Raw genomic sequence first — 21,903 nt, forward strand, 5'->3', positions numbered from 1 at the left:
CCCCGCTGCCCCGACTGCAACGCGCCCTTCGCGCTCAAGCCCGGGCAGACGCACTCCACCTGCGGGTGGAAGCTCCATCCTGGTGATGTCAAAGGTGATCGCGGATGGCCTGGTACCAGCGCTCCGCCATCTTCTCCTCACCGATGAGATTCGGATGGACCCCGTCATACGTGTCCGTTGAAGGGGTGAAGCCGGTCCACTGGTCCACCACGTAGACAGGCGAGTCCTCCGTGCTCTTGGCCTCGGCCAGCCAGGGCATGCGCTGGTTGAGGGACTGGAGTTTCAGCGACGCCAGGGCGCTCGAGGTGGGGATGATCTGGGCCAGGAACACCTTCACCCGTGGGTTCACCACGCGCAGCCGGTCGATGATCTGCTCCAGCTCCGACACGGTGCTGTCCTCTGTCTGCTGATGGTACGTGTCGTTGGTGCCCAGGTGGATGAGCACCAGGTCGGGACGCGTGCTCGCGGCCCAGGCGGAGATGTTCGCGAGCACCTGATCCGTCCGCCAGCTCCAGTGGCCGTCATGGTCGCGATCAAACAAGACCGAGGTGCAGGTGTTCGCCCCCAGGTAGCCCGTCGTCAGGGTGCCTACAAAGTCCGCCCTGGAGCCCCTCGAGTTCAGCTTCCGCCAGAGCTGGCACCGGTAGCTGGCGTGCCCTGCCGCCCCCTGGGTGATGGAGTCGCCCAGTGGCATCACCTTCTTCGGCACCAGCGCGGCGACACCCGCCTCCTTCGTGCTCCACCCCTCCAGCGACTCCCCTTCCAACGGACCGCTGCAGCCGAGCAGCCCCAGCAGCGCCACGCCCAGCGAGCCCCACACCTGATTCATCATCCGATGCATCAGAAGCCCCCTTCCAGGAAGTCCTGGCTTTGAATCCATTCAAATCCAGGATCGCAAGCAATCCCGTTTCAATGGAAGATCATCGTCACCCCCCAGACCGGGCTGTGGAATTGAAGCCACTTCGCCAGCGCCTGCTTCTCGCGGCGTTGGTCCTGGGCATTGCTCCCGCATCGCGGGGTGTGAGCCTTCACGTAAGGTGTGAACCTTCATCCATGACCCAAAAACAACAGTTGCACGTGTGGCACGCAGGCGGCTGAACAGGAGGCGTCCACCGCCACCTACGCCATCAAGGTGACGCCCGGTTCCTCCACGCGACACGGACTGCCGTAGGGCGCCTGGGGCTTCCGGCGCGGGACGCGGGTGCCGGCACCGGGGTCAGTAGATGCCAATCAGGTGGATCTGCACGCGGGGGTTGCCCAGGTACTCCTCCAACCGCCACCGGCTGGCCATCCCGTCGTCGTGGATGCCCGCGCCCCGGGTCCCCTCCTGGGGCGGGTCGGCCACGGCGAGCGCCTCCTTCAACTGGGCCACGGCCCAGACGTCGAACTTCGGGTCGCCCGAACCTTCGAGCACCTTGAGGTCCAGGAGCTTGCCGTCGCGCGCCTGCCGGACCTCCACGACGGCGGCGAGCGCGAGCACCGGCGCGGTGACGTCCACCATGTACATGTTCGCCGCGCGTCCGGCCTCCACGGCGGCCTGCATGCGGTTGCGCGTTTCGAGGCGGAGGTCGCGGGGCTCGGCGACCAGGGGCGTGCCCGTCTTGCCGAACCGCTGGATGGCGTCGAGTTGCTCGCGCTTCATCCGCGAGGCGAGCACCTTCAGGTCCGGAGCGGGCGGATCCACCAACTGCTTCGCGAAGCCCTTCTGGAGCTTCGCGAAGTACGGATGCACCACGCCTCCGGAGGCCCGCGCCGTCGCTGCCGCATCCTGGGCCCAGCCGTCCACGCGCTTGCCAACCTCCTCCGCCTCCCGTGCCACCAACGCCTCCCGGTCCGGGGCTTCCCCTGAGTTGCGAAGGGTCCGCCCCGTCGAAGGAGGTCCCTTCAGCAGCCCCCCCCCGAGCAGACCCGGCGGTTCGAGGTCGGGCGACGGGGAGGCGCGGGGAACATCCCGGGCCAGCGGAGGGGGTGCCGCGGAGGCTTCCGGCTCCGAAGGCCCCGAGGGTCGCTCCGCGTGCCGGGCAGGCGCCTCTTGGGGGGGTGACGGTCGCTGCGCGGAAGGGGCAGGCGCCTCTGCTGGCGAGGAGGGCCGCTCCGCGCGCTGGGGCGGCGCCTCATTGGGCGTCGACGGCGCAACGGGCCGCGGTCGCTCCACCCGGCGGGGCGGCTTCTCGCGCGTGGGAGCAAGGGGCTGGGCGGGGGGAGGAGGCACCGGTCGCTCCTCTGGAGGCACGACCTCCCATTCGATGGGCCCCGCTACCGCCGGGCGCCGGGCCGGCGGCGGGATGCGCGACAGCGCGGCGAACAGCGCCGCGTGCAGCAGCACCGACACCACGAGCAGCAGGAACATCTGGGAGCGCCGCGACACATGGAACAGCTTGCACCTCCTGGGCACGACAGTGAAGCCGCGCGGGGCGTGGGTGTTGGTGAAACACCCCTCCCTTGCCTGCTCCCGGGGAGGGGCCGGCTGCCCGGCCCCCGTGTCCCCTCCTACGGCGGCGCGGGCGTCTTGAACTCCGGGATGAGCGCCCCCGTGAGGCGGATGCTCTTCATCACCGCGTCGTGTGCCAGGGCGCCCACCTGGTGGAAGGACATCAGCGCGTCGATGCCCAGCGCCTCGTAACGCTTCAGCCGCGTGCGCACCTGGTCCTGGGTCCCGACGATGAGCGAGTCCTGCCCGCTCAGGACCTCCCAGACCTGCTCGTCCGGCACGTTCTCACCGGACATGATGCGGCCCAGGATGCGCTGCGCCTGGGACTGCGGCGCGTTCGGGTTCTTGTTGCGCAGGTACTGGCCCGTCAGCCCGCCACCCGCGGGGTCCTTCGCCAGCGCCTCCAGCTCCGCGGCGGTCTTGACGAAGGCGTCCTTCGCCTCGAAGAAGGTGAAGGAGCCGGCCGTGTACCAGGCCGCGGCCTTCGCGGCGCCGTTCTCCATCGCCTCGCGCTCGCTGTCCGCGCAGTGGACGAAGGTGAAGAAGGCGACCTGGTTGTTGACGAACTCGCCCACCGGCTCACAGCGGGTGCGCTGCGCCTCGCGGTAGATGTGGATCATCTCCGCGACCTCCTCCGGCGAGGCCCAGAGCGTCACCCCCAGCGCCCCCACGCCGTTGCGTCCGGCCTGTTCGAACGAGGCGGGGCTGGAGCACGCCTGCCACAGGGGCGGGTGCGGCTTGCGGTACGGCTTCGGGATGACGGTGACGTTGTTGAGTTGGATGTCGGCGCTGTTCCAGGAGACCTTGTCCTGTGTCCACAGCTTCGGAAGCAGCTCGAAGGACTGCTGCATCTGCCCGCGCGTGGAGTCGGGTTCGATGTTGAAGGTGCGCCACTCCGGGATGGTGCTGCGCGCGAGCCCCAGTTGGAAGCGCCCGCCGCTCAGGTGGTCGATGAAGGCCGAGCGTTCCGCGATGCGGATGGGGTGGTTGAAGCGCGTCGGTGCCAGCGCCGATGAGTGCCCCACGTGGATGTTCTTCGTGCCCGCGGCGATGGCCGTGAGCATGATCTCCGGCGCCGAGCTGTAGCTGAACTCCACGGCGGCGTGGTGCTCCACCTGCCACCAGACGCCGTAGCCCATCTCGTCCGCCAACCGCGCCTGCTCCAGCGTCTCCTGGATCAACCGGTGCTCGTGGTCCGGACCGGTCCAGCGCTCCTTCGGGTGTTGCATCTCCGAAAAGATGTCGAGTCGCATGTGTCGTCCCCCATTTTTTCCATGCAGGCGCGTCGCCCTCCACAGAGGAGGGCCGCACGAACATGGGGCGTTTTCAGCTTAAGCTGATTTTACTCAAAATAAAGGGGATGAAACACATGAAGACGGACACCCAGGGAATGACGCACGGGCCCATCGCCCGGCGGTGGTTGCTCACGGGGCTGGCCCTGGCGGTGGCGGGCTGCGGCGTGGAGCGGGAAGACGAGACCGCCCCCCATGTCGCACAGCGGCAGGCGCTCACGACGTTGACGGCGACGGAGGACGCCTACGTCCATGAATCCAACGTCACCTCCAACTACGGCTCGGCCACCTCGCTGTTCATCAAGAATGACGCGGGCGCGAGCCGGTATGCCTTCCTGAAGTTCAACCTGACTGGCATTGCGGGCGTCATCAGCGCCCGGCTGCGCGTCCACGGGAGCGCGTCCTCGGGCACGACGCTCCAGGCCTTCCAGACCACGGATGGCTGGACGGAGTCCTCCCTCACCTGGAGCAACAAACCCGCCGTGGGCACCCTGGTGGGCTCCGTGGCGCTCACCACGGCCGACGCGGATTACGAAATCGATGTCACCGCCTACGTGAACGCTCAGGCGGCCGGGGACGGCACGGTGTCCTTCGTGTTGCAGGAGACCGTGGGCAAATACACCACGCTGGTCAGCAGCGAGGGCAGCGCGAACGTGCCCCAGTTGGACGTCACCCCCAGCGGTGGCGGCACGGGAGACACGCAGCCGCCCACGGTGCCCGCGAACCTGACGGCCACCGCGACCTCCAGCAGTCAGGTCAACCTGGGCTGGAGCGCCGCCTCCGACAACGTGGGCGTGACCGGCTATGCGCTCTACCGGAACAACGCGTTCCTGAAGAACGTCAGTGGCACGTCCACGAGCGACACCGGCCTCTCTGCGTCGACGACCTACAGCTACTCCGTCAGGGCGCAGGACGCGGCGGGCAACACGTCCGCGAGCAGCGTCACCGTCACCGCGACGACCCTGGGCGGAGGCGGGACGACGTGCGCGAACGCCCTGGCCTCGACCGCCGCCATCCAGGCGGCCCTGAAGAGTGCCGCGCCCGGCGCCGTCCTGCTCCTCGCGCCGGGCACGTACACCGGCAACCGGTCCACCAGTGGCGACCCCGGCGGCCAGGGCCTGTTCTATTCGGGCCAGAGTGGTACATCCGCCAACCCCATCATCCTGAAGAGTTGTGATCCCGCCAACCCGGCCACCCTCACGGGAACCTCGGTCAAGGATGGCTCCTATGGATTTCACCTGACGGGCGACCACTGGCAGGTCCGCGACCTTCGCGTCACCCAGGCGCAGAAGGGCGTCATCATCGACAATGGCAATCACAACCTGCTGCACGGCGTGGAGGTCCACTCCGTCGGTGACGAGGCCGTCCACTTCCGGGATGGCAGCTCCTACAACACGATCCAGGCCTCCCGCATCCACGACACCGGCCTGTACCAGGCGAAGTACGGCGAAGGGGCCTACGTCGGCTCCGACGTCAGCAACCCGTACGAGCACGTCGTCGTGGGCAACGTCATCCGGACCACGGAGTTCGCCGGAGGCATCACGGCGGAACACATCGACATCAAGGAGGGCGCGGACGGCACGCTGGTGGAGGGCTGCACCTTCCAGGGCGCGGGCATCTCCGGCGAGAACAGCGCCGACAGCTTCGTGGACGTCAAGGGCGTCAACACCGTGGTGCGCAACAACCGGGGCTACCGCCAGGGCAATCCCAAGGTCCTGGATGCCTTCCAGGTCCGCACCCATGGCACCGGCTACGCGACGGGGGAGAACAACGCCTTCTCCGGCAACGTCGTCGATCTGGACGACTCCCCAGGCTACGTCGTGTACGCCACCAGCCAGGCGACGGGCACCACCGCCAGCGGCGATGTCCGCACGGGCGGCGGCAACCTCTACAGCAGCAACGTGAACGACTGACAGGGAGCTGAAGCCGCCCCACGCCGTCCGGAGGGCAGGCCTTCTGGACGGTGCGAGTCATGCGTTGCCGCGTGAAACCCATGGGCCCAGTGGACCTTGCCCAGGCCGGCGGGGATCAGGTCGCACACGTAGACCGAGCCAGGGGGTCCCCGACACGCGGAAGTGACGGGGACCGGAGCCGCCTACGGATCCTCTGGCGACATCATGCACGTCCACGTGCCGTTGACGGTGCAGTAGCAGCCGCCCGTGGGCTGCCCGCTCAGGCAACAGCCGCGCGAGGAGCCCGAAGGCGAGCACGCCCTGCCATTGAGGCTCTCGCACGCCGTGGCACGCGAGCAGATCAGGGGCGGGCAGAGCTGGGTCACGCCGTCACACTGCACGTGGGAACCGTCGACCGCGGAGCAACTGGAGCCCTGACAGGTGATCGCCCCCGAGGGACAGGTCGCCGAACAGGAGAGGGCGCTCGACTGCTGCCCGATTTCCTCCTGCGCCTCGCCAGACTCCGCACCACCACAGGCCACCAGCCCCGTGATGACCAGCGCAGCGAAGATTCCCAGGCAATGCCTCATGATGTGTCTCTCTTGGAGGGGGGATGGATTATGACAAGCGCAGTCTGCACCCGCCATTGCCAGGAAGTCCCTCAAAGTCGCACACCCTCACCGTCTGGCGAGTTGAAGACAGACGTCACGCGTCCGGTCATCGAGCGGGAAGCAGCTTTCGATGCGCAGCTCGTCGAGCGTGACCTGCTGCGGCGCGGAGAACACGGTGACGGTCACCAGGAACGCGACCCGCAGCCCGTCCCGTGCAAGCTCCACGCGCACCAGGGGCTGGGGGTCCTGGGAGAAGTCCGGCTGCCGCCAGGCCTTCGGCACGCCCGGGTAGGCCAGCACCCGCTCCAGCGTGTCTTTGAGACGGGCGTCACCGGTCAGCAGTCGCTCCCGGTGCAGCCGGAAGGTCATGCCCCGCGCCAGCGTCTCCCAGTCCACGACGAAGGGGCGCAGCAGGCGCGGGTCGAACAGCAGCGAGAACATGTCGGGGGTCGCCGGCATGGCCTTGGGTTCGGCGAGGAAGGCGCTGAACACGCGGGTCGCGGCTTCGTTGCTCCGAACAAGGGTGCCGTCGAGCGAGAGGGCGACGAGCGGAAAGGGCTCATGCTGGCGCATCATCTGCGCGATGGCTGCGTCGATTTCCGGGGCGAGGGCCGCGAGCGCGGGCTCGGCGAAGCGGGGTTCGTATCCGGCGGCCACCAGCGCCTGGTTCTGGGCCCGCAGCGGCGCGCCGAGCACCGACAGCAGGCGCAGCACCATCTCCTCGCCAGGGCGCGCACGGTTCGACTCCAGGTAGCTGATGTGCCGCGCAGAGACATCCGTCTCCAGCGAAAGCTCCAGCTGCGAGAGGCCACGTCGCTGGCGCCAATACCGCAACAGCGCGGGGAAGAGCTGGCCGGTCATCGCACGAGCATAGCGGACGGCCTCGCGGGCGCGATGACCTGGGGAGGTCATTGAGCGGGGCCACCCACGTCGCGCACCGTGGGCGTCATGACACGAACAACGTGGTTCACGGTGACGGGCTGCATCGCCCTGGGAGTGGGACTCTTCGCGACGCTGCTGCCGGACCTGCTGCTCGAAGGCAAGGGCGTCGCGGCTGGACCCGCGACGCGCATCTGGGTGCGCGAGGTAGGCGTGCTGTTGCTGTGCCTCGCGGTGATGGCCTTCCTCGTCCGGAGCCATCCCGACTCACCGACGATGCGGGCACTGCTCGTGGGCAACGGCCTCGTGCACGTGGGCCTGTTCCCCATCGAAATCGTCGCGTGGCACGAGGGCGTCATCTCCCGGCTGTCGGGCATCATCCCCAACTCGGCGGTGCACGTCGTGCTGGCAGCGGGCTTCTTCTGGTTCGCGCGCCAGCCCTCCGGAACAGCCTCGCGTGGGGCCGAAGCCGGACAGGCCCTGGGATGACCGACCGACCAACCAACCCCGGGCCCGGGACCCTCAGCCGGAGAACGCGGCGGCGCCCGCTTCGGCGACCTGCTGGTCCTGTTCGACGGAGCCCGCGCTCACGCCAATGGCTCCCACGAATTCGCCCTGCTCGTCCGTGAGCGGGATGCCGCCCGCGAAGGACACCAGCCCTCCGCTGTTGCGCTCGATGCCGAAGAGCGGTGCTCCCGGTTGGGTCAACGGACCCAGCAGGCGGGTCTGGAGCTTCAGCGAGATGGCCGTGTAGGCCTTGCGCTGGGAGATGTCGACGCTCGCGAAGATGGAGCCGTCCATCCGCGCGAAGGCCACCAGATGCCCGCCCGCATCCACCACGGCGATGTTCATGGGCTGGCCAAGCTTCTGGGCCTCCCGCTTGGCCGCGTCGAGCATCTTCTCCGCGGCCGCCAGCGTCAGCTTCCTGCTCATGGTGCGTTCTCCTTCAGGGACTTCGGGGATGCGGCACGCCGCGACAACGGCGTGCCCAACGGCATGACCTTGACGAGCCGCGCGGCGTCCTGGCCCACCAACCGCAACATGGGAGCGCTGGCGTCGGTGACGTGCAGGACGGGCGCGTCCACGGGAAGCTGGCTGAAGTGGACGCAGGCCTCGGTGCCCGCCACCGCGACGCCCACCAACAGACGGGAGCGCACCGCCGCCTCATGCGCGGCGGCGAGGAGCGGTGCGTCCGTCGGTTCGCACTCGAAGGGCACGCCCTCCTCCTCCAGGCCCGCGCAGACCTCGCGCAGGGCCGCCAGCGCGTCCCGACGGTGCACCACGCGGACCGTGGGCCTCTCGGGTGTCCTGTCCCGCCGCTCATCCCTCACGGGACTGCTCCGCGTGGGCGGCGACGAGCCCCGTCGCCACGGCGTTGCGCGGCCCCTCGGTGCCCCGGATGTTGCCCGTCCCGCAGACGATGCCGTACTCGGCGGTCGCATCCGCGATGAGCTCCGGGATCTCGAAGTCCAGCGAGGAGCCGCCCAGCAGCACCACGAAGTCCAACCGCCGCAGGTTGCCCCCCGGCGCGACCTGCTCCAGGGCCCGGAGCGCGTTCACCACGAACACGCGCCGCTTCGCGTCCCGGCGGAGCTGTCGAATCTTCTCCAACGGATGGCGGCACGGCACGGGCGCCAGCACGCCGTGCTCCTTCAGGGCCACGACGCGCGCGAAGGTCTCCGCGGGAAGGGGCGCGTCGAAGAACGACACCTGTCCGTTCTCCAGCCGCAACTGGAAGAGGCTCTCCACCTTGGCCAGCGGGTAGCGTTTGACGTTCTCCGCCGTCTCCTCGTCCTCCAATCCCAGCTCGGAGGCGATGAGCCGCGTCACCAGGTCCCCGGCGCCGGAGACGTGCGTGGTGCGCACCTCGCCCTGGGCGTTGATCAACGCCGCGTCGGTGGAGCCGCCGCCCAGGTCCAGCACCGCCACAGGACGCTCCGTGCCGGGCGTGGTCAGCGCGCCCTTCAAGGCCATGTCCGCCTCCACGCCGCCCACCCGCACGTCACAGCCCAGCTCCCGCGTGAGCACCTCCGCCAGCCGCGCCATCGCGCCGTGGCGGGTGCGCACCATCGCGGCCAGGGCCACCGCGCTCTCCAGCGCGAACTCCCCCGCGATCCCGCCCCGGACCTCCCGGGGCACGAAGGTGTCCACCGCGAGCACGTCCCGGATGTGGACCGTCTCCGGCGAGTCCCCGGTCAGCTCCGCCATGGTGTCGCGCACGCGCGCCAGCATGCCGCCCACGTTCGTCCCCGGCGCTCCCACCGCGTCCTGGAGCGGCTGCACCCGCCGCAGCAGGCGCATGATGGCTTCCGCGCCCTCCGTGACATCAATCGTCTGCCGCGTGCGCTCGCCGATGAGCTCCAACGAGCCCGCCGGGATGCGCCGGTCCGTGATGTCACCCGCGGGCGTGCGGATGACCACCGCGGAGCGGCTGCCCACCAGCGCGCGGGAGATGGGCGCCGCGAGCCGCGTCTCCTCCGCGCTCAAGCCGAAGAGGGTGGCGAGGCCATAGGGATTGGACAGCTCACGGATGGTGTGTCCCGGCGGCGCGACCTCCACCGCCGCCTGCATGCCCAGGGGCACCCGGTCGATGAGGGCAATCTCATCCACGATGGGGATGGGCTGCCCCAGCCGGTTGCCGATGAGGCGCGCATCGTCCCGCTGCACCATCGCGCCGCGCACGACGACCCCACGCGCGCGGGCGGCTTCGAGCACCTTCGCGGCGTCCTCGTAGTCCACGTCCCCGGGAATCACGACGATGACCGGGGCGGGGTCCGTCCGCTCACCCAGCGCGCTGAACGGCACGGTGACGCCCACGCCCAATCCCAGTCCACCGGGCGTGGCGGGGTCATGGCCAATCATCGTGGACTCGGTGATGACCGTCTCGGTGAGCGTCTCCATGGCCATGCCGCTGATGACAGGCGTGGCCTCGTTGAGCAGCACCGTGTCCAGCGCCGACAGGGGACGCCCGGCGCGGGCCAGCGCGCCGGTGACGGCCTCCAGCACGCCCTGGACGTTGCGGGTCGTGCCCTTGATGCCGCTGGTGCGCGCGATGCCTCCGCCCAGGTAGCGCACACCCTGCCCGTCCACCTCCGCGATGCACGCCTCGGTGGTCGAGTTGCCGATGTCGACGCCCACGACCAGCCGCGCGACCGGGCCTTGCGCTTCCGTTCGGGAACCCATCGGCGTCAGCCGAAGGAGACCGCGAGCTCGATGGGGGCGCGGCGGGCCTCGATGAACTCCGTCTCCTTGAGCTGGAGCACGGCCGCCTTGGCCTGGTAGCGCGGCCGGGCCATGAAGTCATTGCGCACCGGCACGGGCTCCGGCGCGTCCCCCTTCGCGTAGCGCGCGGCGTTGCGCCCAATCTTGCGGAAGGTCTCCAGGTCGAGCAGCGGCGCCTGGGGGAACAGCTCCAGGCTGGACAGGCGCGGCAGGTCGCGCTGGTGGATCATCGTCGTGCCCCGGGCGAGCAATCCCACGGAGATGCCCGAACCGCTCAGGCGCGCGCCCGAGTGCGCGATGAAGGCCAGGTCCGCGCTGGACACCACCCGCACCACGCGCGCCGACACGCCCTCCTCCTCGATGCCCGCGAGGACCGTCCGGAGCACCTCCGCCAATGGCACGTCCACGATGGTCCGGGTGAAGAAGCGCGCGAAGGCTGGCGACACCGCCACCACCACCTCGTCGCTCCGGGTCCCCTGCTTCGCGGGGCCTCGCTCGTCCAGCGTGAGGACGCGGCCGCCGGTGCCCACCGCCGGGCCCTGGCCCCCACCCGTCGTCTCCGGGTTGTTGGCGTTGGTCGTGTAGCGCAGCCGCTTCAATTCCTCCCAGCGCGCGCCCGTCGGGCGGAAGCCCGTCCCCGGTCCTGCGTAGTCATTGGGGTCGTTCACCGCGCTCAGGGGCTCGCCATGGGCGTCCATGATGGCGGCGGTGTGCAGCAGGTCCCCGGTGACGCGCTGGCGCAGCATGTTGAACACGGCCTCCGCCACGTCCCGGAAGCCCTGCGCCTCCAGCGCCTTGACGACATCCAGGCCGGTGATGCCCCGCTCGGTCATGGACTGCGCCGCCTTCAAATCCTCCACCACCTTGCGCAGCGGCAGGTCCTCGCTGCCGTGCGCGTAGGTGACAGCCTCCACCTCCGCGTCGGTGATGGGCGGGAAGCCGAAGGATTCGAACACCGCCTGGAGGGCGCGCGCGGCCTTCTCGCGCACGGCGAGGATCTCCTCCTCCGGCACGTGCCGCAGGCCGCCGTCCACCTTCAGGTCGCGCTGGAGCACGTTCCAGTCGTCGTAGTCGGTGGCGTCGAAGTTGGAGCCCGCGAACATGTTGTCCGAATTGGGCACGCTGGAGTAGCCGGAGCAGACGAAGTCGGTGCCCGGCAGCAGTTGCATGAGCCCGCGCGCCGTCCGCCGCATGTCCGAGTGCGAGAAGCTCTGGTCGTTGCCAGACGCGCACTCCAGGTCCAGCGTGCTGGCCACCAGGTTCTCCGCGAGCACCGCGCGGATGCCGGAGGGCACGGCGCCGGGCACGCCAATGCAACTGATGGAGCCGTTCTGGAGCCCCTGCACGCCCGCGCCCTTCGCGATGAGGATGCAGCGGATCTCCAGGTACAGCATGGAGCGCCCTTCCGCGTTGCCCATCTGCACCTCCGAACCCGTGCCGGAGGTGAAGCGCATCTTGATGCCGCGCGAGGCATAGGCGGAGGCGAGGAAGGCCTTGGACCAGGGCGTGTCGTCCCCGTCCACGAACACCTTCTCCGTGCCGTACACGGAGATGGTCTCCGCGTAGGTCGTCAGGCCCTTCATGCCCAGCTCCAGCTCCGTGGCCTCCTCCAGCGCGCATTGCGTGAGCACGCCCGGGCGGCCCGTCTGGGCGCCAATCAGCAGCCCCAGCGCGGCCAGCGGCGCATAGCGGACGATGCCCAGCGTGGTCTCCAGTTCGGAGAAGCCGCGCAGCGCGCCCTCCGCCGCGTCGGCGGCGATCTGCAAGGGATTGTCGCGACCGCTGGTGGCATGCGCCTGGTTGGACGTCGTGCGGCGGGCACGCATCTTCTGCATGCCCATCATCATCTCGACGACGTTCATCGTCTTCATCACCTCCAGGAGCCGGGCGGGCGTGAGGCCCCGGGCCAGCGCGACGACCTCCGCGCGGGGCACGCGTGCATCCACGATGCGGCGGGCGACTTCGTCCGCGGGCACCGCCATGCACTGCTCCGCCGTCGCGACGTCGATGGCGTGGTCGGCGATGAATTGATCGATGAAGTCGAACTCGGCGCGCAGCCGGCCGTCCATCTCCACGACGACGCCGCCCTCCACCCGGATGCTGGAGCGGGGGTCTCCGTCGCTCTCCATCGCGACCAGGCCGACCTCGGGCCACTCGTCCACGAAGCCGTCGCGGTTGACGGGCCGTGCTTCCAGGAGCTGTGTGCGAAGGGATGTCCGCTTCGTGCGTCCCGGTGCTGACTCGGTGTGGCTGGGCCCGTTCGCCATCGGTGGTCTCCTCCTGGAGAGGTGTCGTGGGTGTCTACATGGGTGGGTTCAATGCGAGTCGCTCAGGATGCCGCGCCGCTCGTAGACACTGGCGGCCTCGCGGACGAGCGCCGCGCTGCTCGCCGCCCCGTACTGCTCCTCCAGCTCCTTCGCGATGGCCAGCAGCTCATCGCGGGTGGAGGCTCCGGGACGGAGGGCGTTGTAGATTTGGAGGATGCGCTCGTCGGAGACGGCGGTCAGCTCGCCCGCCCGGCGGAAGTTGCCCGCAAGCTGAGTGCGCCCCACCGACTCCGCGATGCCTGCTTGCAGGTGAAGGGTCTCCGCGGTGATGCGCAGATCCTCGGAGGTCACCCGGCCATCGAGCACCGCCTGGAAGGTCAGTGCTTCCAATGTCTTTCCGGTGGGGGTGTGCAGCCTTTCAGGGTGATGCTTGCCCAGCGGATAGCTCAAGGGCGGAGAGGGTCGCTGCGCATCACGGCTCATGGGCATCGCTCCTTCGAGAAGGTGTCCCTATTGGGAGGCGGAAGGCACCGCATGGAATTCGTCATGCCTGGCGGTATTCCCAAAGCCACACGTGCTTTTCTTCCAGAGCGCGGCGAAACGACCAAGGATGACAGGGGCTGCCTTCCTGCTGGCCGTTTTCCTTTCTTGGGGTGTCCTGATGTTCCTGGCGTCGCTGCTGTCTTTTTTCACTGGTGCGTGGCTGCTTGCCGCGGCGCCGTTCACCGTCACGATGAAGCCCGCGGGCTACTCCGCCCGCTCCGATGGAGAGACGGTCACGGTCTCCCAGGTGGTCAAGGGCGGCATCGCCGACAAGGCGGGGCTCCAGACCGGGATGACGCTGCTGCGCATCGACATGCCGTTCCGACGCTTCACCTCCCGCACCCCTCTGCCCCAGCTCACCGAGGACGAGTTGCTGGACGCGTTGACGCCCCAGCCGGGAGAGCTCCTCCAGTTGGGGGTGGCGTCGAAGGATCCGCGAAAGAAGGGTCCGTGGACGGTCCTCCTACAGAATCAGGAGCCATTCCCCGACAACCTGTTTCCCGTCGTTCCCCTCCCCAAGGAGCGGATGGATCGGCTGACCCTCCATCAGATGAACCACTACTTCGCGCGGCTCGCTCAGGCCGCTGAAGCGGAGAAGAACAAGCCCACGCTGGAAGCCGAGCAGGAGGCGAGCGCGTATGTGGTGAAGGGCCGGCTCGAAGGGATGATGGGAGGCGGTTTCACGCCCCTCCAGGCCCATGCGCGGCTCATCCTGAAGGCCAACTGCCACAGCCCTCTGGAGAAGGTGGAGCTGAGCGGTGGGGCCGGTTTCCAGGCCCGCACGCTGCGGCCCGACTCCGCGATCCAAACGTACCAGCGCTTCGTGGTGGACCTTCCGCTCTGGTCCGTCCGGGACGTCGTCCAGGGTTGCGCCAGCCCCCAGCCGCCCTTCGAGCGCGGCCTGAACGTCAGCATGTCCTGTCAGGGCAAGCCCGTGCTGAAGCGGGATGTCGCGGTGAAGCTGACGGTGCACTGTGAGGAGGCGCTGCCGGGCGCCGTCACCTACGGCCGGCAGGTGGTTCACCTCGCGGCCCCCTGGGAGTTCCTCGTGGGCGACACGACGCCCCTGTCGGCGCGGGTGTCCATCGACAAGCTCATCCCCCGGCCCGCCGAGGCCACCCTCGTGGAGCTGGATGCCGCGGGCAAGGTGCTCCGGCGCCATGCGTCGCTCCCGACGGACGCTCATGATCAGGAGTTCAAGGTCACGCTGGACACGAAGGAGGCACGCACCGCGCGGCTCGCCGTCGAGGTGCGCTTCGCCGACGGAAGCAACTGGGTGAGTGCGCCGGAGACGCGGGAGGTCCTCACCCAGGAACAGGTAGACGCCCGGATCCGGGAGGTGAGGGAGGCCCGCGCGAAGCTGGATGCTTTCGAGAAGCACTTCTTCGAGAAGTTCGACGACCCCTGCAAGGACCTCCCCGCGACGATGGAGTGGCTCCAGGCCCAGACCGACCTGGAGTACGCCTCGGCGGAGAAGGACGGCCACTCCTTCTCCTACAAGGTGAAGGGCGCGCTCGCCCCCCTCGCCTTCAGCTGCCACTCCTGGAAGTGAGCCCCGCGCCGCCTCTAGACTCGGCCCAAGGGGGCAGCACATGAGTGGTGAAGGCACACAGCCGGTGGCGGCCGTGCTGGTGAAGATGATGGATTTCCGAGTGGGCCGCGTGCTGCTGTGGACCGTGGCCGTGCTGCTCGGATTGCTGGGACTCGTGCCGGGGCCGTCCAGCGGCGACGTCCTCCGCGTCGCCGCCCTGCTCGGGGTCCTCGCCGCGGCGGGGAGCTTCAAGGCCTGGAAGGACGAGGGCGGGCGCTTCGGCCTCCGCTTCGGGCTGCTGCCTCGGCTGGCCTTCGGGGCCGTGCTGTTCGGTGCCGCCGCGCTGCTGCTCTGGTGGCGCCGCCGCCGCGATCCGAAGTCCGCCGCGGTGCCGCTGCCACCGCCCTCCGCCGAAGAGGTGGACCGGTGGGCCGCCGCCGAGCTGGCCCAGGAGCACGCGCGATGAGCACCGCCCTCGTGGAAGTGAAGGACGAAGCCACTCCGGTCCGCCAGCGCGAACGCATGGCGGGGATGGCCCGGGCCGGGCTGCGGATGCTCGTGAGCGTGGTGCCTTCACTGGTGGGCTCCGGCTTCTGGGGCGCGCTGAAGGGCTTCTTCCTCTTCGGAAGCTTCGGCCTGGTGATGGCCGGCGTCTTCGTGCTGGTGCCCCGCCTGTCCGGCGCGGCGCCCACGCCCCTGTGGCTGGAAGTGCTGAGCTTCGTGCTCACGCCGCTCGCCCTGGCCCTCTCCGGTGGCTACGTGCTGATGGTCCACGGCGTCAGCGCCCGGCTCGCCCGGGAGGTGCAGGAGCGCGGGTTGATGCGCTACGCCTACGCCGTCATCAAGCCCGCCACGCTCCAGGCCGCCCAGCGCCTGCGGGGTACTGGAACCCTCAACCGAAAAGAGCTCACCCGCGCCATCGAGCAGTCCGTGGCGGAGCGGTTGAAGGAGGTGCCGGGAGAGCACGCCGGTCCGCCCTCCCGCACCGAGCAGGTGGAGCGGTTCCTCATGGAGCAGTCCCGCCGCGTCCTGGGCCTCATCGCCCTGCGCGCGGTGGTGACGTCGCCGGATGTCCCATCCGCGGTGCGGGAGCTGGAGACGCTGGCCATCGACCGGCTGGAGGGCGCACTGGTGGAGACGCTGGAGGACATGTTCTTCGTCCAGCAGCTGCTCGCGCTCGGAGCAGGCGTGCTCGTCGCCGCCGTGCCGACGTTCATCCTGCTCGCGCTGTCCCGCTGAAGCCGGCGGGGCCCGCCGTCACGGCGCGGGGGTCTTGCCGAAGTCCCAACGCGTGATGAGCTGCTTGCGCGGCACCACCGCCGCGAGCGCCAGCGGGGACCGCGTCCAGAGCAGGTTCCTGGCATCCTCCAGCGAGCCCAGCGCGAAGGGCGGCCCCGGCGTCCCCAGCACCTGCTGGGCATACAGGCGCGAGGGGCCCGGCTCCGACTGGAGGTAGGTGAGCCAGCCGCCCTCGGGAGAGAACTCCCCCAGCTTCACGCGCTCCAGGGGCGACAGCTTCACCAGCGGCGTCAGCTTCGCCTGCTGCGCGTCCCAGGTCGCCCGCCAGATGCCGGCCACGTCCCGGTCCTTGTCGGGGTCCGAGGACGCCACGCCCGCCACGGTGAAGACCGCCACCGGCTGCGTGGGATGCAGCCGCAGCCGCTCCAGACGCAGGCCACCGGAGCCCGCCAGCAGGGCGCCCAGCGCGCGCGCCAGCGGATGGTCCATGGGCCCGTCCAGCGCGGGCCCGTGCACCTGCACCTCGGTGTCCTTGCGCAAGACGAGCAACCCGGCGCCCGCGTCCCAGACGAAGCCGCCGTCGGTGCCCATCTCCAGTTGGCCCACCGTCTCCGTCTCGGGCCCGCTCAGGTCCAGCACGCGCAGCCGGAAGTCCGCGTGGCCGGTGTCCAGGTAGCGCGTCAAATCCCGAACCAGCACGGCGACGCGGCGCGGCTCCACCGACAGCCACCGCGCGCCCACCGGCGTCTCCTCCAGGTCGTCCGCGGCCATGTGCACCTGGTGGCGCTGCTTCGCCAAGTCGTAGACGACCAGCAGCCGCGACTGGAGGTAGGCGCATGCATCCGGCACCACTGCCGGAGCGATGGCCTGGAGGCTGCCTCCGGACACCTGCGGCAGGTAGCCCTTGTCCACCCGCGACGTCTGGGCGGAGCCCGCGCCCAACTCCAGCAGGCGCAGGGTTTCATCGAAGAGGATGACCGCGGCGGCACCCGCGCGGGACGTGGGCATCACCAACGCCAGTTGCTCCGATGTCACCGGCAGCGGCTGGCTGCGGGCCTCCGACGGAAAGGGCAGGCTCTGGCTCAGCGTGGGAGGCACGGGAGGCATTCAGGCTCCAGGAGGCGTGTCACGACGTGGGCACCACGTTCACGAAGCGGACCTGATCCTCGTAGAGCAGGCCCTTGTCGTCTCCGGGCGCGCTCTCCACCTTCTCCAGCACGGCGGCGAGGTTCTTCAGGATGGGATGGTTGCGCATCATCCGCTCCTGCGTCTTGGCGAAGCGCTCCGCCTTCTCCTCCTCCGTCAGCGGGCTGCTCTCCACGAAGGCCTCAATGCCTTTCTTGAGGTTGTCCGCGATGGCGGGCAGCCCGTAGAAGCGCATCGGGTTGACCACGGCGAACTGGTAGAAGAGGTTGATCTTCCGGGGCAGCTTGAGCCGCTCCTCGACGAGCGCCAGGCCCTTGATGGTCTCCTCGTACCACTTCGAATACTTCTTCTTCGAAGCGAGGATCATGTACCAGTCGGTGCCGAACATGATCTTCGACAGCATGTGCTTCTGCTTGCACACCTTGGCCAGCCCCTCCCACAGCAAGGGCATCTGCTTCTCCCGCTGCTGGTTGGCCTTCTTCTCCTTCTTCGAGCGCTCCGGCGACTGCACCAGCGGCTCCAGCAGGGGCAGGTACGACAGGTCCGTGTGGAAGTTGTCGTACTGCTTGCAGAGGTCCACGATGGACGTCACCCAGTTCTTCTCGTAGGGCACGTCGTCCTCGTCGAAGCACGGGCCGTTCTCGTCCTCCAGGTAGTTCCACCACAGGCACCGGTCCGAGGCGAAGTGGGCCAGGCACAGCTTGAGGTTCGAATGGCGCTCCAGCAGGGGACGCCACGCCTCCGGGTGCAGGTGCTTCTCCTTGAAGTACTTCAGGCGCAGGGGCGGGTCCTGGAGCATCTTCTGCGAGTCGCCCCCGGCCCGGGCCAGCCGCGCCGGCATGTCCTCGTGCATGCGGACGAGGCGGGCCGCCTGCTCGAAGTGCTCGCCCGTCTCATCCAGGTCGGCGCGGGCGTCGTTGTATTCGCCGTAGGCCTTCCAGTACTCGGGGTCGGTCGGCAGCGAGGAGATGGCCGCCATCTCCGGCACGAGCGTGCCGTACTGCTGGTACATGTACGGATCCAACGGCAGGCCGTGCTGCTTGCAGTAGTCCTCGAAGGTCTTCTCCTTCGTGGTGAAGCGCTCCTTCGCATCCAGGTACGCGTCGCGCTTCTTGCGTGCGTCCGCGTAGGCGTCCTGGTCCGCCTGGCTGAGCGCGCCCGCCGCGGCCTTGTCCAATTCGATGTACAGCTTGCGGTCGTGGGTGAAGTGCCCGCTCGGCGTGCAGTGGTTCATGATGGGCACGCCTTCGGCGGCGCACCGCGCGAAGAACTTCGCCAGGGCCGGCACGTTCGGGTCGGTGGGCTGGTAGGCCTGCGACGTGTACATCTTGAAGCCCGCGAACATGCCCGCCTGGGACTTCGTGGCCAGCTCCGCGAAGGGCCGGTCCCAGTTGGGCGCGAGCGAGGCCTCCTGGAAGGAGCCCTCCTTGCCCGTCCACTGGGAGAAGCGCCTGGGCTCATAGTGATACATGGGGATGAGCCGCAGCGGATGTTCGGCGCACGCCGTCTTGGTGGCCAGGACCTGCGCGCTCCACTGCTCGAAGATGCCCCACTCGGCGGGGTGCGCGGCGCTCAGGTCGGGCCGTTCGTTCACGTCCCCCGTGAGCCGCGTGCTGAAGGTATACACAGGCTTCTTCGCGCCGGGCAGCTTCACCTTCGTGTAGACAGCCTGGCCCTTGTAGCCATCCAACTGGCACAGGTCCATGTCCATGGTCAGCACGATGGAGATGCCCAGGAATGACGGCTGGACGTCGCGCAGGTGCTTCGTCGCGTCGGACTTGCGGAAGGCGGAGAAGACACTGTCGTTCTGGTCGACGGTGTCCTCGCCAATCTTCAGCGTGGTGCGCGGGGACCAGCCGAGGAAGGGCTGGAAGAAGCTGACGATGAGCGTGCTGCCCACGCCGTTGAGGAACTTGCGGGAGCTGGCCGGGGACAGGATGCCGCCCACGCGGGGCTCCAGCTGCGTGTAGTACGCCACCGGGAACGGCGTGCAGTTGCCGCTCATGATGTGCATGTGCGCGTCGATGATGACGGGCGGCAGCGGCAGCTTCTCCGATGCCTGCAGCGAGGCGCTGGAGCCGCCCGGCAGCTCGATGAAGGCATCCGGGATGATGACGCTGTCCCCGGGCTTGATTTCGTTGGGGCCGCGCTTGCCCCTCAGGGATTCGTTGGACTTGTGCTCGTAGATGTTCTTCCAGTCACTGAAGCCAAACAGCGAGGCGAGGCCCTGGGTCGTGTCGCCATCCTGGACGGTGTAGTTCTTCATGGGGTCCTCGGGTCCGCTTCAGCTCTTGGAGATTCCCGCGTCCAGGTCGGGGAAGGTGATGCGAACCGGACCGGGCGGGATGTCCTTCAACTTCGCCTTGCCGCTGCCATCGAGCATGCCCTTCTGCAGGGTGCCGTCCGGCAGCTCCACTTCGAAGGCCACGTTGGAGAGCGCCTTGCCGTCCTGACCCTTGAGCTGGAGGTCCATGGGCGCGGGCTTCTCATCCGCCAGCTTCACGATGTCCTTGAACTCCGCCTTCTTGTCCTTGAGCGAGCCGGAGCCATCCATCTTCACCTTCGCGCCCTTGAACTTCACCTCGGAGCCGTCGACGGTGAGCTTGTTCGCGAAGAGCTTCACCGCGCCGGACTTCTCCATGTCGAGGATGAGGTGGTCGCCCACCATCAGCGAGAAGCGGTCCGCCTTCAGTCCGAACGTCTTCGCGAGCCAGGACGTCGCCTCCTCCACCTTCACCTGGGAGTCGGCCCCGGCCTCTTCGCCCAGGTCCTTGCCCACCGTCACCGTCAACTGCTTCTTCGCCTCGGTGACGAAGTCCCCGCCCACCTTGCGCGAGCTGTTCCCGCCCACGGACTCCTGCCGCGTGCCCAGGACGTATTCAGTGGAGGCGCCGCCAATCTGGAGCGAGCGCAGTCCTCCCGTGGCCTCGTTGTACGCGAGCGCCACGTTGACCAGTGAAGCACCACCGATGGTCTGGGCCCGCGCGGCGCCCACGTCCATCGTCGCGGCCTGCGTGATGAAGACCGTCGACTTGCCGCCGACCGTCACCGCCTGGTTGCCTTCCACCGACTCGTCGTGGCTGCCCTGCGTGGTGCTGGAGCGATTCTTGTGCACCTGGAGCGTCTGGTTTCCTTCGACGCCCCCGACGTCGTCCTTGGTGACGAAGAGGAACTGGTTGCCCTCCACCGTGCGCGCCCGGTCCTTCTTCACGAGCAGGTCCTCGAAGGCCCGGACCTCCTGGTCCTTGTCGTTCTCCGTGACCAGGTCCTGGTCCTTCTGCGCGTGGTGGAAGACCTCCTCCTGGCCCTTGGCGTCCTCGAATCTCAGCTCGTTGAAGCCGTCGCTGCCCTTGCTGGAGGCGCTCTTGTGGGTGCTCTTCGTCTTCTCGTCCGGCAGCGCGTAGGGCGTCGCGTTGGCGCCGTTGTAGACGGAGCCCGCGACCAGCGGCCGGTCGGGGTCGCCTTCCAGGAAGCGCACCACCACCTCCTGCCCGATGCGAGGCAGGACGAGCGCCCCCCACGCGGGGCCGCCCAGCGCCTGGCTGGTGCGCACCCAGCAGGACGCCTTCTCATCCCGCTGGCCATCGCGGTCCCAGTGGAACTGGACCTTGATGCGGCCGTGCTCATCGGTGTGGATCTCTTCGCCGGCCGGGCCCACCACCTGCGCCGTCTGGAGGCCAGAAATGCGGTGCCGGGGCGTGAGCCTGCGCGGACGGAAGGGCACGTTGGCGGGCATCACCTGGAACTGGTTGCGGTACAGGCCCCCCAGCGCCTCGCGGCCTCCGTGGGTCTCCGGCTGACCGCCATGGTGCCGCACCGTCACCACGACGTAGCGGCCCTCGTGCGTGCCGTCGTCCTCCACCTGCAAGAGGTGACCGGAGGTGAGGCGGGGGCAGATGCCCTCCCCTTCGAGCGTCAGCGACGCCTGGGTGGCCTCCTGGACGCGCACCTTCGCCGCCGCCTTGCCCGTGCCCGCGGCCACGTAGCCGCCGGGGTAGTCGTACACCTCCAGCGCCTCCATCCCCTCGGGGGACTTCGACTTGCCGGACACGTCCAGCGAGGGCTTCTCGAAGTCGAAGTCCTTCAGGTGCACCGCGCCGGGGCGGAGCCTGCGCACGCGCCGCAGGTCCGTCAGGTATTCGCCCGTCTCCACCCGGCCGTCCTCGTCACGCAGGGGCAGCGCCGCGCCACCGGGCGGCGCCTCATGGACGCTGGGGGCATCCCCGAGCACGAGCACATGCCCCTCTTCGGAGTGCTCGAAGAAGTAGAAGATGCCCTCCCACTCCATCAAGCGACTGAGGAAGTCGAAATCCGTCTCACGGTACTGGGTGCAGTACTCGCGCGGAGCGTGGCTTTCGTGAAGGCTGACGCGCACCTCCACCTGGGCGGCGTTGAGGACGGCCTTGAGGATGTCCGGCACGGACTGGCCCTGGAAGATGCGGCTGCGCTTCACCTGCGTGAGGCGCCACAGCGCGGGCACGATGCGAGCGCGGTAGCGCCAGCGGCCATCGCGCAGCCCCAGCGACTCCACCGTGCGCACCATGCCGTGCACATGACGTGGCGTCCCACCGGGCTGGGTCACCGTCAACAGCGCTTCGGCTCCCACCAGGGGAGAGGTGTCCAGGGATTCGGGCGCCAGGGGCGCGAAGTCCACGCTGAAGTCGAAGAGGCGGCTCAGGCCCTCCTCACCCTGCAATCGCTCGACGGCCAGTGATTCGGCATCGAGGGCTCCCACCCGCAGGGTGAAGGCAGGTGATTTGGCGTTGGGCATGGACTTCCCCCGTCATTGCAAGGCCTGCGACTGAAAGGGCCACCATACCAGGAGTGTGCAAGCCTTGCACCGCGAGGCT

18 protein-coding genes are annotated in these 21,903 nt (G+C 68.8%); 5 read left to right on the forward strand and 13 right to left on the reverse strand.

Translation table 11 applies throughout. The annotated features are described in order from the left end of the window. Positions 1–88: 88 nt before the first annotated feature. The 3 genes from OV208_RS00005 to OV208_RS00015 all read right to left on the reverse strand — a co-directional run bounded on the left by OV208_RS00005 (position 89) and on the right by OV208_RS00015 (position 3,684). The gene (locus tag OV208_RS00005; RefSeq protein ID WP_267571720.1) at positions 89–841 is read right to left on the reverse strand and encodes an SGNH/GDSL hydrolase family protein; all 753 of its coding nucleotides are present in this window, start codon (positions 839–841) and stop codon (positions 89–91) included. A gap of 375 nt (positions 842–1,216) precedes the next feature. After that, positions 1,217–2,368, reverse strand: coding sequence for a ferrichrome ABC transporter substrate-binding protein (locus OV208_RS00010; RefSeq protein WP_267571721.1), 1,152 nt, complete (start codon positions 2,366–2,368; stop codon positions 1,217–1,219). A 122-nt stretch (positions 2,369–2,490) separates the two neighbouring features. Further along, complete coding sequence (locus OV208_RS00015) at positions 2,491–3,684, reverse strand: LLM class flavin-dependent oxidoreductase (RefSeq protein ID WP_267571722.1); 1,194 nt, start codon at positions 3,682–3,684, stop codon at positions 2,491–2,493. 116 nt (positions 3,685–3,800) lie between these two features. Between OV208_RS00015 and OV208_RS00020 the strand changes: the two genes are divergently transcribed. Beyond that, positions 3,801–5,636, forward strand: a complete 1,836-nt coding sequence (locus OV208_RS00020) for a DUF7594 domain-containing protein (protein ID WP_267571723.1) — start codon at positions 3,801–3,803, stop codon at positions 5,634–5,636. 182 nt (positions 5,637–5,818) lie between these two features. Here the strand turns inward: OV208_RS00020 and OV208_RS00025 are convergent, their stop codons facing one another. Then, positions 5,819–6,205 (reverse strand): hypothetical protein, encoded by a 387-nt coding sequence (locus tag OV208_RS00025; protein WP_267571724.1) that lies wholly within the window; start codon positions 6,203–6,205, stop codon positions 5,819–5,821. An 87-nt stretch (positions 6,206–6,292) separates the two neighbouring features. Beyond that, positions 6,293–7,138, reverse strand: coding sequence for a helix-turn-helix domain-containing protein (locus OV208_RS00030; RefSeq protein WP_267571725.1), 846 nt, complete (start codon positions 7,136–7,138; stop codon positions 6,293–6,295). A 36-nt stretch (positions 7,139–7,174) separates the two neighbouring features. Between OV208_RS00030 and OV208_RS00035 the strand changes: the two genes are divergently transcribed. After that, positions 7,175–7,594 carry a hypothetical protein gene (locus tag OV208_RS00035; RefSeq protein ID WP_267571726.1) on the forward strand — a complete coding sequence of 140 codons (420 nt, stop codon included), beginning with the start codon at positions 7,175–7,177 and terminating at the stop codon, positions 7,592–7,594. A 33-nt stretch (positions 7,595–7,627) separates the two neighbouring features. On the opposite strand, the gene OV208_RS00040 is transcribed toward OV208_RS00035, so the two are convergent. Genes OV208_RS00040 through OV208_RS00065 form a run of 5 tightly spaced genes read right to left on the reverse strand, consistent with a single transcriptional unit; the run spans position 7,628 to position 13,077 of the window. Then, on the reverse strand, positions 7,628–8,038 hold the full coding sequence (locus OV208_RS00040) for a GlcG/HbpS family heme-binding protein (RefSeq protein ID WP_267571727.1): 411 nt from the start codon (positions 8,036–8,038) through the stop codon (positions 7,628–7,630). Then, positions 8,035–8,436 (reverse strand): glycerol dehydratase reactivase beta/small subunit family protein, encoded by a 402-nt coding sequence (locus OV208_RS00045; protein ID WP_267571728.1) that lies wholly within the window; start codon positions 8,434–8,436, stop codon positions 8,035–8,037. Before OV208_RS00045 ends, OV208_RS00040 begins: the two co-directional genes overlap by 4 nt. Further along, positions 8,426–10,288 carry a diol dehydratase reactivase subunit alpha gene (locus OV208_RS00050; RefSeq protein ID WP_267571729.1) on the reverse strand — a complete coding sequence of 621 codons (1,863 nt, stop codon included), beginning with the start codon at positions 10,286–10,288 and terminating at the stop codon, positions 8,426–8,428. The genes OV208_RS00045 and OV208_RS00050 overlap by 11 nt, the downstream gene beginning before the upstream one ends. Before the next feature lie 5 nt (positions 10,289–10,293). Then, positions 10,294–12,594 carry a propanediol/glycerol family dehydratase large subunit gene (locus OV208_RS00060; RefSeq protein WP_324291326.1) on the reverse strand — a complete coding sequence of 767 codons (2,301 nt, stop codon included), beginning with the start codon at positions 12,592–12,594 and terminating at the stop codon, positions 10,294–10,296. A 48-nt stretch (positions 12,595–12,642) separates the two neighbouring features. Beyond that, the gene (locus tag OV208_RS00065; protein WP_267571730.1) at positions 12,643–13,077 is read right to left on the reverse strand and encodes a diol dehydratase small subunit; all 435 of its coding nucleotides are present in this window, start codon (positions 13,075–13,077) and stop codon (positions 12,643–12,645) included. A gap of 178 nt (positions 13,078–13,255) precedes the next feature. Here OV208_RS00065 and OV208_RS00070 point away from each other — a divergent pair, with 178 nt between their 5' ends. Genes OV208_RS00070 through OV208_RS00080 form a run of 3 tightly spaced genes read left to right on the forward strand, consistent with a single transcriptional unit; the run spans position 13,256 to position 15,907 of the window. Beyond that, complete coding sequence (locus tag OV208_RS00070) at positions 13,256–14,689, forward strand: PDZ domain-containing protein (RefSeq protein ID WP_267571731.1); 1,434 nt, start codon at positions 13,256–13,258, stop codon at positions 14,687–14,689. A gap of 40 nt (positions 14,690–14,729) precedes the next feature. Beyond that, positions 14,730–15,134 (forward strand): hypothetical protein, encoded by a 405-nt coding sequence (locus OV208_RS00075; protein WP_267571732.1) that lies wholly within the window; start codon positions 14,730–14,732, stop codon positions 15,132–15,134. Next, positions 15,131–15,907, forward strand: a complete 777-nt coding sequence (locus OV208_RS00080) for a hypothetical protein (protein WP_267571733.1) — start codon at positions 15,131–15,133, stop codon at positions 15,905–15,907. Before OV208_RS00075 ends, OV208_RS00080 begins: the two co-directional genes overlap by 4 nt. Positions 15,908–15,925: 18 nt before the next feature. Here the strand turns inward: OV208_RS00080 and OV208_RS00085 are convergent, their stop codons facing one another. From OV208_RS00085 to OV208_RS00095, 3 genes are read right to left on the reverse strand one after another with little or no spacing between them, the layout of a single operon-like run. Beyond that, a complete protein-coding gene (locus OV208_RS00085) occupies positions 15,926–17,014 on the reverse strand; it encodes a hypothetical protein (protein ID WP_267571734.1) in 1,089 nt (362 codons plus the stop codon). Between the two features lie 19 nt (positions 17,015–17,033). Then, complete coding sequence (locus OV208_RS00090) at positions 17,034–19,319, reverse strand: hypothetical protein (protein ID WP_267571735.1); 2,286 nt, start codon at positions 19,317–19,319, stop codon at positions 17,034–17,036. Between the two features lie 18 nt (positions 19,320–19,337). Next, a complete protein-coding gene (locus OV208_RS00095) occupies positions 19,338–21,824 on the reverse strand; it encodes a type VI secretion system Vgr family protein (RefSeq protein WP_267571736.1) in 2,487 nt (828 codons plus the stop codon). Between the last annotated feature and the right edge of the window lie 79 nt (positions 21,825–21,903).

Source organism: Corallococcus sp. bb12-1 (assembly GCF_026626765.1).
GTDB lineage: Bacteria > Myxococcota > Myxococcia > Myxococcales > Myxococcaceae > Corallococcus > Corallococcus terminator.